Annotated in this window: 15 protein-coding genes; 10 read left to right on the forward strand and 5 right to left on the reverse strand. The window is 73.0% G+C overall.

Annotated elements, in window-relative coordinates; translation table 11 throughout:
* The coding region (locus tag ACZ6S4_RS16500; protein WP_451916490.1) for a sigma-70 family RNA polymerase sigma factor at positions 1 to 144 on the forward strand (144 nt) is incomplete at its 5' end.
* A gap of 70 nt (positions 145 to 214) precedes the next feature.
* Here the strand turns inward: ACZ6S4_RS16500 and ACZ6S4_RS16505 are convergent.
* Positions 215 to 787 carry a general stress protein gene (locus ACZ6S4_RS16505; RefSeq protein ID WP_465475762.1) on the reverse strand — a complete coding sequence of 191 codons (573 nt, stop codon included), beginning with the start codon at positions 785 to 787 and terminating at the stop codon, positions 215 to 217.
* Positions 788 to 801: 14 nt separating this feature from the next.
* Complete coding sequence (locus ACZ6S4_RS16510) at positions 802 to 1749, reverse strand: phosphatase PAP2 family protein (RefSeq protein ID WP_465475763.1); 948 nt, start codon at positions 1747 to 1749, stop codon at positions 802 to 804.
* A 237-nt stretch (positions 1750 to 1986) separates the two neighbouring features.
* On the opposite strand from ACZ6S4_RS16510, the gene gsmA reads away from it, so the two are divergent.
* Together gsmA and ACZ6S4_RS16520 are read left to right on the forward strand one after the other, a co-directional pair.
* Positions 1987 to 3120, forward strand: coding sequence for a sporangiospore maturation cell wall hydrolase GsmA (gene gsmA, locus ACZ6S4_RS16515; protein WP_465475764.1), 1134 nt, complete (start codon positions 1987 to 1989; stop codon positions 3118 to 3120).
* 86 nt (positions 3121 to 3206) lie between these two features.
* Positions 3207 to 5549 carry an ATP-binding protein gene (locus ACZ6S4_RS16520; RefSeq protein WP_465475765.1) on the forward strand — a complete coding sequence of 781 codons (2343 nt, stop codon included), beginning with the start codon at positions 3207 to 3209 and terminating at the stop codon, positions 5547 to 5549.
* Here ACZ6S4_RS16520 and ACZ6S4_RS16525 read toward each other — a convergent pair.
* Positions 5482 to 5847, reverse strand: coding sequence for a response regulator (locus tag ACZ6S4_RS16525; RefSeq protein WP_360544131.1), 366 nt, complete (start codon positions 5845 to 5847; stop codon positions 5482 to 5484). The two genes, ACZ6S4_RS16520 and ACZ6S4_RS16525, sit on opposite strands and share 68 nt — an antisense overlap.
* Before the next feature lie 145 nt (positions 5848 to 5992).
* Between ACZ6S4_RS16525 and ACZ6S4_RS16530 the strand changes: the two genes are divergently transcribed.
* The 5 genes from ACZ6S4_RS16530 (at position 5993) to ACZ6S4_RS16550 (ending at position 12541) form a co-directional block, all read left to right on the forward strand.
* A complete protein-coding gene (locus tag ACZ6S4_RS16530; protein WP_465476080.1) occupies positions 5993 to 6778 on the forward strand; it encodes an aldo/keto reductase in 786 nt (261 codons plus the stop codon).
* 74 nt (positions 6779 to 6852) lie between these two features.
* The gene (gene hrpA, locus ACZ6S4_RS16535) at positions 6853 to 10782 is read left to right on the forward strand and encodes an ATP-dependent RNA helicase HrpA (protein WP_465475766.1); all 3930 of its coding nucleotides are present in this window, start codon (positions 6853 to 6855) and stop codon (positions 10780 to 10782) included.
* A 117-nt stretch (positions 10783 to 10899) separates the two neighbouring features.
* The gene (locus ACZ6S4_RS16540) at positions 10900 to 11280 is read left to right on the forward strand and encodes a DUF6401 family natural product biosynthesis protein (protein ID WP_360544127.1); all 381 of its coding nucleotides are present in this window, start codon (positions 10900 to 10902) and stop codon (positions 11278 to 11280) included.
* Positions 11281 to 11345: 65 nt separating this feature from the next.
* A complete protein-coding gene (locus tag ACZ6S4_RS16545; protein WP_465475767.1) occupies positions 11346 to 12089 on the forward strand; it encodes a LamG-like jellyroll fold domain-containing protein in 744 nt (247 codons plus the stop codon).
* A 161-nt stretch (positions 12090 to 12250) separates the two neighbouring features.
* Positions 12251 to 12541, forward strand: coding sequence for a DUF1905 domain-containing protein (locus tag ACZ6S4_RS16550; protein WP_451916481.1), 291 nt, complete (start codon positions 12251 to 12253; stop codon positions 12539 to 12541).
* Between the two features lie 3 nt (positions 12542 to 12544).
* Here ACZ6S4_RS16550 and ACZ6S4_RS16555 read toward each other — a convergent pair whose 3' ends face one another.
* The gene (locus ACZ6S4_RS16555; protein ID WP_465475768.1) at positions 12545 to 13174 is read right to left on the reverse strand and encodes an NADPH-dependent FMN reductase; all 630 of its coding nucleotides are present in this window, start codon (positions 13172 to 13174) and stop codon (positions 12545 to 12547) included.
* Positions 13175 to 13264: 90 nt separating this feature from the next.
* A complete protein-coding gene (locus tag ACZ6S4_RS16560; protein WP_465475769.1) occupies positions 13265 to 14164 on the reverse strand; it encodes an LLM class flavin-dependent oxidoreductase in 900 nt (299 codons plus the stop codon).
* 41 nt (positions 14165 to 14205) lie between these two features.
* Between ACZ6S4_RS16560 and ACZ6S4_RS16565 the strand changes: the two genes are divergently transcribed.
* Positions 14206 to 14736: a GrpB family protein gene (locus ACZ6S4_RS16565; protein ID WP_465475770.1), complete on the forward strand. Its 531-nt coding sequence runs from the start codon at positions 14206 to 14208 to the stop codon at positions 14734 to 14736.
* A gap of 56 nt (positions 14737 to 14792) precedes the next feature.
* Entirely contained in the window at positions 14793 to 15743 is a 951-nt protein-coding gene (locus ACZ6S4_RS16570) for a zinc-binding dehydrogenase (protein ID WP_465475771.1), read from the forward strand.
* Positions 15744 to 15781: the final 38 nt, after the last annotated feature.

A 15781-nucleotide genomic window follows, 5' to 3' on the forward strand; every position in this document is an offset into this window, starting at 1 on the left:
CAGAAGATCCTCACCCTGCGCTTCTACGGCAACCTGACCCAGTCGCAGATCGCCGACCAGGTGGGCATCTCCCAGATGCACGTCAGCCGCCTGCTGGCCCGGGCGCTGACCAAGCTCCGCGGCGAGCTCGAGCCGATGCTGTAGCCGCGGGCGGACACGAAAAAGCGCCGTCCCACCGGGACGGCGCTTCTTCTGTGCCTCAGGAAGCACTGGCTCAGGAAGCGCCGCTGGTCTGCCAGTTGAGCCGGGTCAGCAGCTGGCGGGCGCCGTCGGCGACGTCCGCCTCCACGACCACCGCGTACTGGCCGGCCTGCAGCGAGCTGCGCGAGGTGAAGTCCCGGCGCCCGCCGGTCATGGCCTGGGCGATGGCGCCGAAGATCGCGCCCCAGGCCGCGCCGATGAGCAGGCCGACGAAGATCAGCCCGAACCAGTTGGAGTCGCTGAAGATGCCGAGGAACAGGCCGATGAACAGGCCGAACCAGGCACCGCTGGCCGCGCCCGCGAGCGCCGCCCGCACGGTGGTCATCCGGCCCAGCACGTTCTCCACCAGGCGCAGGTCGGTGCCCACGATGCTGGTCTTCTCGACCGGGAACTGGTTGTCGGACAGGTAGTCGACGGCCTGCTGGGCCAGCGCGTAGTCCGGGTAGGTGGCCACCGACACGGTCGGTACGGCGGTCGCGCCGGCGGTCGGATCGGCGGCCGGCATGGCCGGGACGCCGGCCGGACCCGGCGGAACAGCGCCGCCGGTGGCGGGTGGGGTGGTGTGCGGGTTCTCAGGGGCGGTCATGGCTGGATACCTCCTCAGTCGGCGGCCGGCGCGGAGTGCGCGGACGCCAGGGTGGGCGGGGCTCCCACCGGCCGGTCACCGGCGGCGAGCCGCACCCAGATCGCGAAGACCCCGGCGACCGCGGCCGTGATGGCCGCCGAGCCGGCGAAGAACGCGAACCGGCCGGAGACCAGATCCGGCACGACCCGCTCGGAGAGCAGGACGGCGCCGATGCCGAGCAGGCCGGCCGTCGCGGAGAGTGCGCCGATGCCACCGAAGAGCAGCATCGCGAGCCTGTTCGGCCGGGCCGTCACGCCGGTGATCCGCGCCCGGCGGGCCCGGACCAGCGCGGACGCGCCCGCGCCCCAGGCCAGCACGACCAGCAGCGCCGCGACGGTGTCGCTCGGCCGGTGCCATTCGGCCCAGACGGTGGCGATCGCGATGATCGTCACGTAGGCGGCACCGATCAGCGCCACCGTGCCGCGGATGGCGAACGGCAGCACCAGGATCAGGGCGAACGCCACCGAGGCGGCCGCGGTGGTGTGGCCGCTCGGGAACGAGTTCGGCGCCGGGAAGCCGTCCAGGTCGGGGCGGGGCAGGCGGTTCTTGAACAGCCGGGTGCTGGCGTTGGCCCCGATCACCAGCAGGCCGGCCGCCAGCGCCAGGTCGACCCGGCGGCGGATGAAGCCGATCGCGGCCGCGGCCACGCAGACCAGTACGAGGCTGGCCAGAGTCGTGCCGTTCAGGGCGCGCTCCAGCACCTGCACCACGCGCTCGTGCCGGACGTCGGCGCCCCGCATCATCATCGTGTCCACGGTCTGCCCGAGCGGGGTGCGCACGCAGGCCAGATAGACCCCGGCCACGCCGGCCGCGGCGAGCAGCGCGACGAACGCGTGCCCGACCACGTGCCAGAAACCCCGGCCCGGCCGGCCGGCCGGTGCGGGTTCCGCGCTCTCTGCGGGGCGGGATGCCAGGGCCGTCATCGGCGGTGTCCTCCAGTACGTCACGAGTGGGCGGTTCCGCTTTGCCCAGACGAGTCACATCTCAAGCACGTCCGCGCCGCGGATCATAGTCCCCCCCTGTCACATCCGCCCCACCCAGCACATTCCCGCCCCCGGCAACCCGGATGCACCCGCCCGTAGCCCGGACCCGCAACGCCGCCCCGCGACCTTCAGACCAACGCCGAAACACCGACGCCGGCTGCGATGAAGGGGATGTTCATGCTGCACACCGCCCGCCGACTGCTCACCGCGCCGCTGCTGCTGGCCGCGCTCGGAGCGGGGCTGATCGTGGCGCCCGGCGCCGCCGAAGCGGCCGGGGTGTCCGCCACCATCCACGTCGGGAGCACGCTCAAGGTGCGCTCAGGGCCCTCGCTGACCGCCAAGGTGGTCGGCACGGTCCGCAACAAGCAGAAGGTCACCGTCGCCTGCTACGTGCCCGGCCAGAAGGTCAAGGGCTCGCTGCGGACCACCACCTCATGGGACCGGCTGGGCGCGGGCCGCTACGTCTCGCACGGCTACGTGAAGGCTGCCCGCTCGCTGCCGCGCTGCGCCGTGAGCTCGCCCTCGGCCGTACCGACCAAGACCAAGACCTCCGGCACCTCCCGGTACGTCATCGGCACGGTCAAGAGCACCGACGGAAGCGTGAACCTGCGCTCCGGCTCGGCCACCACCGAGTCCGTCACCGGTACGATCGCCAGCGGCGCGAAGATCGACCTGTCCTGCGCCGTCACCGGTCAGTACGTGGCCGGCACGGTCCGCTCGACGAACCAGTGGGACCGCACGCCGACCGGCTCGTACATCTCCCACGCCTACGTCTACTCCGGCACGTTGCCGGTGTGCGCGGGCTCCCCGGCCCCGGCGCCGTCGGTGACACTGACCCCGGCCGAGTTCATCGCGGCTTCGGTGCCCGGCGCGCAGCGCGGCTGGCGGGATTACGGCGTCCCGGCGTCGGTGACCATCGCGCAGGCCATCCTCGAGTCCGGCTGGGGCCGCAGCGGCCTGGCCTCGGTGGACCGCAACTACTTCGGCATCAAGTGCCAGAACGGCAGCTACGGCAAGCTCGCCAACGGTTGCCACGTGTACCGGACCAACGAGTGCACCAAGGCCGGCAGCTGCTTCGCCACCTCGGCCAGCTTCCGGACGTACGCCACCCAGTCGCACTCGTTCCGCGACCACGGCAGCTTCCTGCGGGTCAACAACCGGTACGCCGGGGCGTTCGCGCACACCAAGGACGCCAACAAGTTCATCTGGGCGGTGTGGAAGGCCGGGTATGCCACCGACCCGAACTACTACACCAAGGTCACCGGCATCATGGCCTCCTACAACCTGTACAAGTACGACACCTGGAAGTGAATCGTCCTCACCCCCGTCGGCGGAACCACGTCGGCGGGGGTGATTCGCGTCTTATGCTCCTTTCGGTGGGAAGTCGCGGTGCCAGAGTGCGAGACGGCGCGACCGGAGCGTGGTCAGGACGCTTCGTCGGCCCGCTGCTCGCCGCCATCGTGCTCGTGGTCGGGCTGGCCGCCACCCTGCTCACCGCCGGCACCCTGCGCTCCGACCAGCGCGAGAGCGCGGACCGGGTGATGGACCAGCGCACCTCGGTGGCCCGGGTGGCCGTCGCGGGTGAGGCCGGGCGCTATCGCAGCCTGCTGCAGGCCGTCGCCGCCGGGCTGGGCACCAACAGCCGGATCACCGCGACCGACTTCGCCGCCGCCTCGGCCCCGCTGGAGACCGCCGGCCTGCTCGGTGTCAGCACCGTCGCCTTCGTCGTGCCGGCGCGTACCGAGGCTGTCGCCCGGACCGAGGCGTTCTGGCGCGCTCGCGGGGCCACCGGGCTGCGGCTGGCGCCCAGCAGCACCCATGCGGAGCACTACTTCTCGATCTTCCAGCGCACCCTGAGCAACGGCACCGCGGCCACGGCCGGCATCGACGTGGCGCCGTCCGCCGAGGGCACGGCCGCGCTCGTCGAGTCCCGCCGGACCGGCCGGCCCGCCGTCTCCGACACCTACGTGCTGCTGCGCGACCGGGGTATCCCGCCGGACCGCCAGCAGCTGTCGTTCCTGTTCGCCGCCCCCGTGTTCGCCTCAGCCACGCAACCCGGGCGGTTTCCGGAGTTCCAGGGCTGGGTGGCGCTGGGCCTGCGCGGTCAGGACTTCCTCGGCAGCGTGCTGGGCGCGGCCAGCCAGGGGCTGATCGACGGCGAGTTGTACGCCACCAACGGCGACGGGCGGCGGGTGCGGGTGGCCGCGTACGACGCGCCGGGCGGGCGGGACCTGGTCCGGCAGGCGACGTTCCCGGTGGCCGACCGGCAGTGGACGCTGGTCACCGCGGCCGACTCGGGCAACCTGCCCGGCGCGCACACCAGCATGCCGCTGATCGTGCTGGCCGGCGGCCTGTCGATCACGTCCATGCTGGCCTGCCTGGTGTGGATCCTGGCCACCGGGCGGTCCCGAGCCCGGGCCCAGGTGCTGGTGGCGACCGAGGAGCTGCGGACCGCGGAGGCCGAGAGCCGCCGTCAGGCCGGCCTGCTCGGCGCGATCATGGCCAGTCTCGGCGACGGGGTGGGGGTGGTCGACGAGTCCGGCGCGTTCCTGCTGCACAACCCGGCGGCCAAGGCGCTGCTCGGCGTCCCCGACGACATCGACGGGCCGGAGGAGTGGCAGCAGCACTACGGCCTGTTCCGCCCGGACGGGCACACCCCGTTCCCGGTCGAGGAGATGCCGCTGGTCCGGGCCCTGCGCGGGGAGTCCTCCGACGACGTCGAGATGATCATCCGCAACCCGCACCGCCCGGACGGCATCCTGGTCAGCGTGGACGGCCGGCCCCTGGACGCCAACGCGGCCGGGCGCCACGGAGCCGTCGCCGTCTTCCACGACATCACCGAGCTGCGCCGCTACGAGACCGACCTGGCTGTCTTCGCCGGGGTGGTCGCGCACGACCTCAAGGCGCCGCTGGCGGTCATCCGCGGGCATTGCGAGGTCGCGGCGGACGAACTGGCCGACGCCCCCGAGGGCCCGGAGGTCTTCGAGGCGCGCGCCGCCCTGGACCGGATCGCCAACAACGCCGACCGGATGGCGGCGCTGATCGACACCCTGCTGGCCTACACGACCGCCCGCGACGCCCCGCTCAAGCTCGGCGTCGTGCCGCTCGGCCCGCTGGTCGCGGACGTGATCGAGCAGCGCCTGGCGAGCCCGCGCCCCGGTGGGCCGCCGCCGCCCGACTTCTACGTCGGGCCGCTGCCCGATGTGCACGCCGACCCGGCGATGCTGCGCCACGTGCTGGACAACCTGATCGGCAACGCGCTGAAGTACGTCCCGGCGGGCCGGCACGCCCGGATCGACGTCACGGCCCAGCCGGGGTCACCGGGCTGGACCCGGATCGAGATCGCCGACCGCGGCATCGGCATCCCGGACGAGGACAAGCCGAACATCTTCGAGTCCTTCCACCGGGCCGGCACCGCCGCCGGCTACGCCGGCACGGGCCTCGGGCTGGCCATCTGCCGCCGGATCGTGGAGCGCCACGGCGGCACGATCGGCGTCACCGACAACCCCGGCGGGGGTACGCGTTTCCACTTCACCCTGCCGCTCGCCGTCACCACAACCGCGCCCGACCAGACTGCTGGAGTTCAGGCTGCCGGCGATCTGGCTGCGCTCGACCGGGCGCTGGCCGAGCGCGCGGCCGTCGAGGGGTCGACGCCGGCGCCGCTGTCCGGGGTCAGGCCGGCCGCGGCGGCAGCAGCGCCGCCACGCACGCCAGGAGCTGAGCGGGCAGGAACGGCTTGAGCAGCGTCGCGTTCGCGCCCACCTCGGCCGCCCGCTCGTCCCCGGGCAGCATCGAGCCGCTGGCCAGCACGACCGGGATGTGCTTGAGCCCGGCGTCGGCGCGGATCGCCCGGCACAGGTCCAGCCCGGTCATCCGCGGCATGTCGACGTCGGTCACCACGATGTCCGGGCGATGCTTGCGGACCGCCTCCAGGGCCGCGGCGCCGTCGCTGGCGACGACGACCTGGTGGCCGGCCCGCTCCAGAGCGCGCTGGAGCACGAACCGGATGTCCTCGTGGTCCTCTGCGACGACGATCATGGCACCTCGGTCTCTCATGGCCGGACACCCGGCCGGAAGCTGTCGGAGAGATACCGAATGAGACGCCTGCCGGGAAACGGGCTGCCCCGGCACTGATCCCGGCGGCCGCGAACATCGTGGTCTGATCCGGCGCCACGTGGGCAAGATGGAGGGCATGACGATTCCCTCCGTACCGCTGGGTGGCCCGGTCGACATGCCGCTGCTCGGCTTCGGGACCTGGCAGATCCGCGGGAGTGCCGCGTACGACGCGGTGCGCGAGGCGCTGGAGGCCGGCTACCGCCACCTCGACACCGCCACCATGTACGGCAACGAGGCCGAGGTCGGCCGGGCGCTGCGCGACAGCGGCGTGCCCCGCGACGAGGTCTTCGTCACCACCAAGCTGCCGCCGGACCGGGCCGGCCAGGAGCGCGCCACCCTGGACGCCAGCCTCACCGCGCTCGGCCTGGACGCCGTCGACCTGTGGCTGATCCACTGGCCGCCGCGCCGGGGCAAGTCGGTGCAGGTATGGCGCGAGCTGCTGACCGCCCGGGACGAGGGCCGGGCCCGGGCCGTCGGGGTCAGCAACTACGGCACCGAGGACATCGACGAGCTGATCACCGCCACCGGCCAGAAGCCGGCGGTCAACCAGATCCGCTGGGGTCCCAAGCTGTACGACGCCAAGCTGGTCGCCGAGCACCGTGAGCGGGGTGTCGTGGTCGAGGGCTACTCGCCGTTCAAGACCACCGACCTGCACGACCCGGTGCTGACCCGGATCGCCACCGCGCACGGCGTCGACCCGGCCCGGGTGGTGCTGCGCTGGCACGTGCAGCACGAGATCGTGGTGATCCCCAAGAGCGCCACCCCGGAACGGATCGCCCGCAACGCGCAGATCGACGGCTTCGTGCTCAGCGACGAGGAGATGACGCAGATCGACGGGCTGTCCCGGGTGTGACCGGGCCGGTGTGATGCGGACGGCGCGTTAATCATCGGGCGTTCCGGGCCGGATCTGCCTATTGTTGACGCGCCATGTCTGTCACACCCGTCAGCCCGGACCTCGCCGAGCTCCGCCGCCGCCTGTCCGAGCTGCTGCCGCGCGACGAGCGCCGGCTCCAGCGCCGCATCGAGGGCACCCGCCGGATCCGCGACGAGGTCGCGCGGGCCGCCGTGCTGACCGAGATCGCCGCCGAGGTGACCGAGGCCGAGCAGCGGCGCGCGGCCCGCCTGGCCGCCGTCCCGCCGATCACCTATCCCGACGAGCTGCCGGTCAGCCAGCGCCGCGACGACATCCTGGCCGCCATCCGCGACCACCAGGTCGTGGTGATCGCCGGCGAGACCGGCTCGGGCAAGACCACCCAGCTGCCCAAGATCTGCCTGGAGCTGGGCCGGGGCGTACGCGGCCAGATCGGGCACACCCAGCCCCGCCGGATCGCCGCGCGCACGGTCGCCGAGCGGATCGCCGAGGAGCTGGGCACGCCGCTGGGCTCGACGGTCGGTTACAAGGTCCGCTTCACCGACCAGGTCACCGACGAGACCATGGTCAAGGTGATGACCGACGGCATCCTGCTCGCCGAGATCCAGAACGACCGGATGCTGCGCCGCTACGACACGCTGATCATCGACGAGGCGCACGAGCGCAGCCTCAACATCGACTTCATCCTCGGTTACCTGGCCCAGCTGCTGCCCAAGCGCCCCGACCTCAAGCTCATCATCACGTCGGCGACCATCGAGACGCAGCGCTTCGCCGAGCACTTCGCCGGCCCGGCCGGTCCCGCCCCGGTCATCGAGGTCTCCGGCCGCACCTACCCGGTCGAGGTGCGTTACCGGCCGCTGGTGGAGTCGACCGGTGACGAGGACGAGGGGGAGAGCCGGGAGGAGCCGGTCGACCAGGTGGACGGCATCGCCGCCGCCGTCGACGAGCTGGGCCGCGAGAGCAGCGGCGACATCCTGGTCTTCCTCAGCGGCGAGCGGGAGATCCGCGACACCGCCGACGCGCTCAACAAACGCGATCTGAAAAGCACCGAGATCGTCCCGCTCTACGGGCGGCTGTCCGCCGCCGAGCAGCACAAGGTCTTCCAGCGGCACACCGGTCGCCGGGTCGTGCTGGCCACCAACGTCGCCGAGACCTCGCTGACCGTGCCGGGCATCCGCTACGTCATCGACCCCGGCACCGCGCGCATCTCCCGCTACAGCAGCCGGCTCAAGGTGCAGCGGCTGCCCATCGAGGCGGTCTCGCAGGCCAGCGCCAACCAGCGCAAGGGCCGCTGCGGGCGCACCTCGGACGGCATCTGCATCCGGCTGTACTCCGAGGAGGACTTCGAGTCCCGGCCGGCCTTCACCGAGCCGGAGATCCTGCGCACCAACCTCGCCTCGGTCATCCTGCAGATGACGGCGCTGGGCCTCGGTGACCTGGCCGCGTTCCCGTTCATCGACCCGCCGGACAAGCGCAACGTCACCGACGGCGTCAAGCTGCTGGAAGAGCTCGGCGCGCTGGAGCAGCGCAAGCTGACCCCGATGGGCCGCCAGCTGGCCCAGCTGCCGGTCGACCCGCGGCTGGCCCGCATGGTCATCGAGGCCGACAAAGAGGACTGTCTGGCCGAGGTCATGGTGATCACCGCCGCGCTGTCCATCCAGGACCCGCGCGAGCGCCCGGCCGACAAGCAGCAGCAGGCGGACGAGAAGCACGCGCGGTTCGCCGACAAGGAATCCGACTTCTTCAGCTACCTCAACCTCTGGCGCTACCTGCGTGAGCAGCAGCGTGAGCTGTCCGGCAACCAGTTCCGCCGGCTGTGCCGCAGCGAGTTCCTCAACTACCTGCGGGTCCGCGAGTGGCAGGACATCTACTCGCAGCTGCGGCAGGTGGTCCGTACCCTCGGGCTCACCCTCACCGAGCGCGACGAGCTCGCCGGGGCCCAGCCGGTGCACACGGCCCTGCTCGCCGGTCTGCTCTCGCACATCGGCCTCAAGGACACCGACAAGCGGGAGTATCTCGGCGCCCGCGGCGCCAAGTTCGCGATCTTCCCCGGGTCGGCGCTGTTCAAGAAGCAGCCGCGCTGGGTGATGTCGGCCGAGCTGGTCGAGACCTCGCGGCTGTGGGGCCGGGTGAACGCGCGGATCGAGCCCGAGTGGGCCGAGAAGCTGGCGCCGCACCTGGTCAAGCGCAGCTACAGCGAGCCGCACTGGGAGAAGAAGCTGGGCGCCGTGATGGCGTACGAGAAGGTGACCCTCTACGGGCTGCCGATCGTGCCGCGCCGCAAGGTCGGCTATGCCCGGGTCGACCCGGCGCTGTGCCGCGAGCTGTTCATCCGCCACGCCCTGGTCGAGGGCGACTGGGAGACGCACCACAAGTTCTTCGCGGAGAACGCCAAGCTGCTGGCCCGGATCGAGGAGATCGAGAACAGGGCCCGCCGCCGGGACATCGCGGTGGACGACGAGACCGTCTTTGCCCTCTACGACGCCCGGATCCCGGCCGACGTGGTCTCCGCCCGGCACTTCGACGCGTGGTGGAAGAAGGCCCGCCACGACAATCCCGACCTGCTCACGTTCACCCGGGAACTGCTGGTCAACGCGGGCCGCGACGCCGTGGACCCGGGCGCGTACCCCGACGCCTGGCTGGTCGACGGGGTCCGGCTGCCGCTGACCTACCAGTTCGAGCCCGGCGCGGCCGCCGACGGCGTGACCGTACGGGTGCCGCTGCCGCTGCTCAACAAGCTCGACGCCGACGACTTCGGCTGGTCGGTGCCGGGCCTGCGCCGGGAGGTGGTGATCGCGCTGATCCGGGCCCTGCCCAAGCAGCTGCGGACCAGCTTCGTGCCGGTGCCCGACTGGGCCGAGGCGGTGCTCAGCCGCATCCCGGCCCGCCGCGGCGCGCTGCCCGACGCGGTCGGCGACGAGCTGCGCCGGCTGACCGGCACGGTCGTGCCGCGCGACGCCTGGCGGCCCGACCAGGTCCCCGAGCACCTGCGGATCAACTTCCGGGTGGTCAACGAGGACGGTGCCGTCGTGGGCGAGGGCCGTGACCTCGACGTGCTCCGCGCGAGCCTGGCGCCCAAGGTGCAGGCGACCATCTCCGCGGCCGCCGGGGCCATCGAGCGCCGCGGCATCACCACCAACGACTTCGGCAAACTGCCCCGCTCGATCGCCCAGGTCCGCGGCGGCTACGAGGTGACCGTCTATCCGGCGCTGGCCGACGAGCGCGACAGCGTGGCGGTGCGCGTCTTCGAGACCGAGGAGGAGCAGCGGGAGGCGATGCGGGCCGGCACCCGCCGGCTGTTGCTGCTAACCCTGCCGCCGGCCGCCCGTTTCCTGCAGGGCCGGCTGGACAACCGGGCCAAGCTGGAGCTGTCGCGGGGCAACCCGTACCGCTCGATCGCCGAGCTGCTCGACGACTGCGCCGGCGCGGCCGTCGACAAGCTGGTCGCCGACGCCGGTGGCCCGGCCTGGGACAAGGAGTCCTTCACGAAGCTGCGCGAGGAGGTCCGCGCCGACCTGGTGGACGCGGTCGCCAACGTGGTGACCCAGGTCCGGGCCGTGCTCGCCACCGCGTACGACGTCGAGCAGCGCCTCGGCAGCACCCGCGACCCGGCCCTGGTGCCGGCCCTGGCCGACATCCGGCAGCAGCTCAAGGGCCTCGTGCATCCCGGCTTCGTGACCGGGACCGGCTGGAAGCAGCTGCACCACCTGCCCCGCTACCTGCGCGGCATCACGCACCGCCTGGACCGCCTGGCCGGCAACCTGCCGCGGGACCGGCAGCTGATGAGCCAGGTCCACGAGATCGAGCGGGAGTACCGCGAGCTGCGCGCCGAGCTGCCGGTGGGCGGCCCGGCCGACGAGGGGCTGCGGGAGATCCGCTGGATGATCGAGGAGCTGCGGATCAACTTCTTCGCCCAGGCTCTCGGCACCGCCTATCCGGTGTCGGACAAGCGGATCTACAAGGCCATGGATCAGCTTCCCGGATAGGTCTGTTGTACCTTTCGCGGTGGTTTCTCCGGCTGCGGGGTGCGTCCCGGGCAGCGGTCGGGTGCCGTTCGGTTACCCGGCTGTCAACCGGTGGTGCGAGGCCCTAGCGTCCTTCCCATGACGAACGAATTCCTGGCCTTCGCCCCGGTTTCCACCGCTCCCGCCGCCGACCCGGCCCGCGCGCTGCTGGACGAGATGATGGCGCGGGTGGGTGTCGACGGCCTCGCCGCCGCGCTCGGTGACGCCGGCCTGCTCGCCCAGGTCGACCAGCATGCCGCCGCGGTGCGCGACGCCCTGCGGGACGCCGGCCGCGCGGTCGACGCCGAGGGGCTGGCCGCGTACGCCAAGTCGATCCTCGCCGCCGCGGTGCGGATGGGCCGGCCGGTGCCGGAGCCGGGCCACGCGTACGTGTCGGGCACCGCCTGGCTGGCGGCCGAGTGGCACCTGATGCGCCTGGTGGCCGTCTGCATGATCGCCGAGTCGGCCGGTCTGCTGTAGAGATCACCCGAAACGCTGACCCTCCGATGATCGCGGCGTAAAGAGTATTCCGTACCTTTTGTCCTATGCGTTTCGCCGCCTCACTAGCCCTCGCGATGACGGCCCTGCCGGGCATCGCCGCCTCCTCGCCCGCGCTCGCCGCCGCGCCGGCCGCGCCCGCACCGGTCACCGTCGCCCGGTACACCTTCGACGCGGGCGTCAGTGCCACCGGCCGCGTCGCCGAGAACTCCGGCCGCGGGACCACCCTTACCGTCCGCACCGCGGACCAGGGCCGGGTCACCTTCACCGGCACCACCGCCGACAAGGACGCGTCCTTCCCCGCCGCCTGCGCCGCCACGGCCAGGACCTGCCCGCGTGCCCTGCTCGAAGGCACCGACGATCCCGACCTCGACCCGGGCACCCGCACGTTCCGCTGGGGCGCCTCGGTCCGCCTCACCCGGGCCCAGGTGACCGGCTCGTCCAACGTCGTCCAGAAGGGCGTCGTGGACACCGACAGCCAGTGGAAGATGCAGATCGGCGCCACCCGCGGCCGGGCCCAGTGCGTCGTCGTCGGCCGCGGCTCGGCCCAGGTCTACCTGGTGCGCAGCAGCGTCGGTGTCGCCGACGCCAAGTGGCACACCGTCATGTGCCAGCGCTCGGGCGCCACCCTCAGCGTGTACGTCGACGGTCAGGAACGCGGCCGGCTCGCCGTCCCCGCGACCCTGTCGATCTCCAACAATCTGCCGCTGCGCATCGGCGGCCCCAACTTCAACGCCAAGAGCGACATGTACCACGGCCTGCTCGACGACGTGTACGCCCGCCTGGGCTGACCGAGCGCGCCCGGCGCAGACACGCGGCGGCGACCAGGCAGGTCACTGGCTGGGCCGGCCTGACCGCCACCACCGCGCAGGGCAGGGGCCGGACCCGGCAAGGTCCGGCCCCTGCCCGCCGTCGCCGGGCGCTGTCGCACCGCTCTGCCATCATGCCGGGCATGGATCTGGAGTTCACCGGTGACATCTGGTACTGGCGGGGGCCGGCACCGTGGTACTTCGTGACCGTGCCGGAGCCGGAGTGCGTCACGCTGCGCTCCTGGTCGTACGCCAGCTACGGCTGGGGCATGATCCCGGTGGTCGCGCGGATCGGCGGCACCGCCTGGGAGACCTCGCTGTGGCCCAAGGACGGCCGGTACGTCGTACCGGTGAAGGCCCATGTCCGGCGGGCCGAGGAGCTCGACGAAGGGGTCACCGTCGCGGTGCGGCTCGCCGTCCGCGACCAGGCGTGAGCGTCACGACGGCGCCCGCCAGCCGCGCGGCGTGCTCGCGTCCCGCCGCATGACCACGGGGAAGACACTCGAGTAGGCCTGCCAGGACGGCTGCGCGCGGGGCCGCGGGGCCGCCGCCGAACGCACCAGCGCCGCCAGGATGTCCTGCCCGGCCCGGTGCAGCTGCGGATCGGTGACCAGGCCCTGGGCGTCGACGGCGGCCGGATCGAGCGGCACCCGGATGCAGGCCGGGCGCAGCAGCCGGGCATTGCCGTAGCTCAGGGCGGTCTGCAGCGCGGTGAGTGCGCTCTCGTCCTGCCCGGGCGCGGCCACCGAGAGCCACGCGGCCGGTCGGCCGTTGAGGTCACCGCCGTCCACCAGCCAGTCCAACAGGTTCTTCAGACTGCCCGGCAGAGACCCGGCGTACTCCGGGGTGCTGAACAGCAGGGCCTGCGCGGCGTCGACCTCGGCGCGCAACCGGGCCACCGTCTCGGGCACCGGCTGCTCCCCGGGCACGAACGCCGGCAACGTCCGCAGACCGTCGTAGAGCGTGGCGGTGAGATCCGCCGGAGCGGACCGCGCCACCGTGCGCAGGGCGGCAGTGTGCAGTGAACCCGCACTGGTGCCGCCCGTGATCAGCAGGATGCGCGTCATGCCGAGACGATAAGGCCGCGCGCTCACGTTCCGGCCGCGACGCGGCGGGGTCGGCGGCCGCCGATCATGTGGTCCGGTTCACCTTCGGGCTCAGTCCCGCAGCGCGGCGAGCGCCCGGCGGACCTGATCGAGCGGCGCGTCACCGAGCGGACGCAGCACGATCGTGCCCGCACCGGCGGCCCGCAACGCCGCCACCCGCTCCGGCACGATCGAGGCCGGCCCGATCATGGTGAACAGCTCGGCCGGTTCGGCGCCCAGCCAGGCCGCCTGGGTGGCGAGCATGTCCCGGGTGGCCGCGGCGGCCCGTCCGGCGTCGTCCTCCACGTGCAGGTAGGCGAAGACGATCAGCTCGTGCGCCGGGCGGTCACCGGCGGCGCGGCCACGCTCGATGTGCTCCCGGGACGCGGCGATCCGGTCCGGGCCGATGCCCTCGGCGATGATCGTGCCGTCGGCGAACCGGCCGGACAGCTCCAGCGACTTCGCCTTGACCACCCCGGTGACCAGCGGCGGCACCTCGGCCGGCGGGTGCACCAGCCGGACGCCGTCAATCGTCACCTCCCGGCCGCGCATCGTGACGGTCTCCCCGCTGAGCAGGGCGTGTACCCCGACGATCGTCTCCTCCAGCAGCGCCAGCTTGCTGGCGGGCTCCGCGCCCACCTGGCGCATCCAGTCCGCGACCCCGTGCCCCAGGCCCGGAACCAGGCGCCCCGGGTAGGCCCGCGCGAGCATCGCCAGCTCCATGGCCAGCAGCGCCGGGTTGCGCAGCGCCACCGGGGCGATGCCGATGCCCACCCGCAGGGTGTCGGTGGCGGCGAGGGCGACGGCGGCGGAGCTGATCGAGCCGGCCCAGCCCAGGTCCTCGACCACCCACAGGTCGTCGGCGCCGGCCTCCTGGACCGCCGCGGCGAACCCGGCCAGCTCCTCGGGCGCCCGATCGCGGTCGAACATGACACCGATCCGCGGAGTGGACGGGAGACGATTCGCAGACATCGCGCGAGTCTATGCAGAGCGGCCGCTTCTACGCTGGACCGATGCCGCAGCCTGAGCCGCGCCGGGACCCGATCGTCGTCGTGCCCTACCGCGAGGAGTGGCCTGCCTCGTTCGCCGACCAGCAGGTCCGGGTGGAGGCGGCGCTGCGGCCCTGGCTCGTGGGCCGGGTCGAGCACATCGGCAGCACCGCCGTTCCCGGGCTCGCCGCCAAGCCCATCATCGACATGCTGGCCCGCATCGAGGACCACGGGCGCAGCAGCGGCCTGATCGACGCGCTGGCCCGGATCGGCTGGGTGCACGCGCCCGAACGCGGCGACGCCGAACGCCGGAAGTGGTCCTGCTGCTTCCCGTCGATCGCCTGGCGCACCCACCACCTGCACATCGTCGAGGACCGGGCGCCGGACTGGCCGCAGCTGCTCGCTTTCCGTGACCACCTGCGCGGCCACCCGGACGACGCCGCCGAGTACGCCCGCCGCAAAGCCGCCCTGGCCGCGGCCGACGACCGGGACCGGCCGCGGTACCGGGCCGGCAAGGCGCCCTTCATCACGGAGCTGCTACGGCGCTTGACCTGAAGCCGCGTTGAGGTTGGAGCCTCTCCTCGGACGACAGTCGAGCGGAGGTGGTCAGGGTGCGGGTGGTCGAGGTGGCCCGGTTCGGTGGGCCCGAGGTGCTGGTGGCGGTGGACGCGCCGGATCCGGTGCCCGGTCCGGGGGAGGTCGTCGTCGAGGTGGCCGCCGCGGACGTGCTGTGGGTCGAGACGATGATCCGCCAGGGGCAGGGTGGGGACTACTTCCCGGTGCGGCCGCCGTACCGGCCCGGTAGCGGGGTTGCGGGCACGGTGGCGCTGGTCGGTGCGGGTGTCGACCCGGCCTGGGCCGGGCGCCGGGTGGTCACGCGGACCGGGCCGCACGGTGGTTACGCGGAGCGTGCGCTCGAGCCGGCCGAGGGGCTGATCCCGGTGCCGGACGCGGTCGCGCTCACCGACGCGGCGGCGCTGCTGCACGACGGGGTCACCGCGCTGGGGCTCATGGACATCGTCGCCGTCAAACCGGGGGACCGGGTGCTCGTCACCGCGGCCGCGGGCGGGCTGGGCACGCTGCTGGTCCAGCTGGCCCACGCGGCCGGCGCCGAGGTCGTCGCGGCGGCCCGGGGCGTGCGCAAACTGGAGCGGCTCGGGCCGCTGGGCGCCGACCTGGTCGTGGACTATTCAGCTCCGGACTGGACCGGGCGGGTCGGGGGTGTGGACGTGGTGCTCGACGGCGCGGGCGGGGCCTACGGGCGGGCCGCCCTCGGGCTCGTGTCGCCCGGTGGCCGTTTCTCCGGGCACGGCATGCCCGCGGGCTCCTTCGTGGGTCACGGCGAACCGGTCGCGGCGGGTGTCACGGTGACCGGCATCGAGAGCGTGCAGTTCGGGCCGGACCAGTTCCGGTACTACGCCGCCGCCGCGCTCGGCGAGGCGGCGGCCGGGCGGCTCCGGCCGCTGATCGGGCAGACGTTCCCGCTGGAACGGGCGGCCGACGCGCACGCCGCCGTCGAGGCGCGGACCGCGATCGGCAAGACGCTGCTGACCCGCCGATAGGAGGCGGCGGGCCGGGACCGGAGGATCCCGGCCCGCCG

It is taken from the genome of Actinoplanes sp. NPDC051405 (genome assembly GCF_055586185.1).

Bases quoted from the DNA above. Each gene is read 5' to 3' on its own strand.
- hrpA (WP_465475766.1), top strand. From the start codon at position 6,853: ATGTCTGTCACACCCGTCAGCCCGGACCTCGCCGAGCTCCGCCGCCGC.
- ACZ6S4_RS16545 (WP_465475767.1), top strand. From the start codon at position 11,346: ATGCGTTTCGCCGCCTCACTAGCCCTCGCGATGACGGCCCTGCCGGGC.
- ACZ6S4_RS16510 (WP_465475763.1), bottom strand. From the start codon at position 1,749: ATGACGGCCCTGGCATCCCGCCCCGCAGAGAGCGCGGAACCCGCACCG.
- gsmA (WP_465475764.1), top strand. From the start codon at position 1,987: ATGCTGCACACCGCCCGCCGACTGCTCACCGCGCCGCTGCTGCTGGCC.
- ACZ6S4_RS16555 (WP_465475768.1), bottom strand. From the start codon at position 13,174: ATGACGCGCATCCTGCTGATCACGGGCGGCACCAGTGCGGGTTCACTG.
- ACZ6S4_RS16565 (WP_465475770.1), top strand. From the start codon at position 14,206: ATGCCGCAGCCTGAGCCGCGCCGGGACCCGATCGTCGTCGTGCCCTAC.
- ACZ6S4_RS16505 (WP_465475762.1), bottom strand. From the start codon at position 787: ATGACCGCCCCTGAGAACCCGCACACCACCCCACCCGCCACCGGCGGC.
- ACZ6S4_RS16560 (WP_465475769.1), bottom strand. From the start codon at position 14,164: ATGTCTGCGAATCGTCTCCCGTCCACTCCGCGGATCGGTGTCATGTTC.
- ACZ6S4_RS16540 (WP_360544127.1), top strand. From the start codon at position 10,900: ATGACGAACGAATTCCTGGCCTTCGCCCCGGTTTCCACCGCTCCCGCC.
- ACZ6S4_RS16530 (WP_465476080.1), top strand. From the start codon at position 5,993: ATGGAGGGCATGACGATTCCCTCCGTACCGCTGGGTGGCCCGGTCGAC.
- ACZ6S4_RS16525 (WP_360544131.1), bottom strand. From the start codon at position 5,847: ATGATCGTCGTCGCAGAGGACCACGAGGACATCCGGTTCGTGCTCCAG.
- ACZ6S4_RS16550 (WP_451916481.1), top strand. From the start codon at position 12,251: ATGGATCTGGAGTTCACCGGTGACATCTGGTACTGGCGGGGGCCGGCA.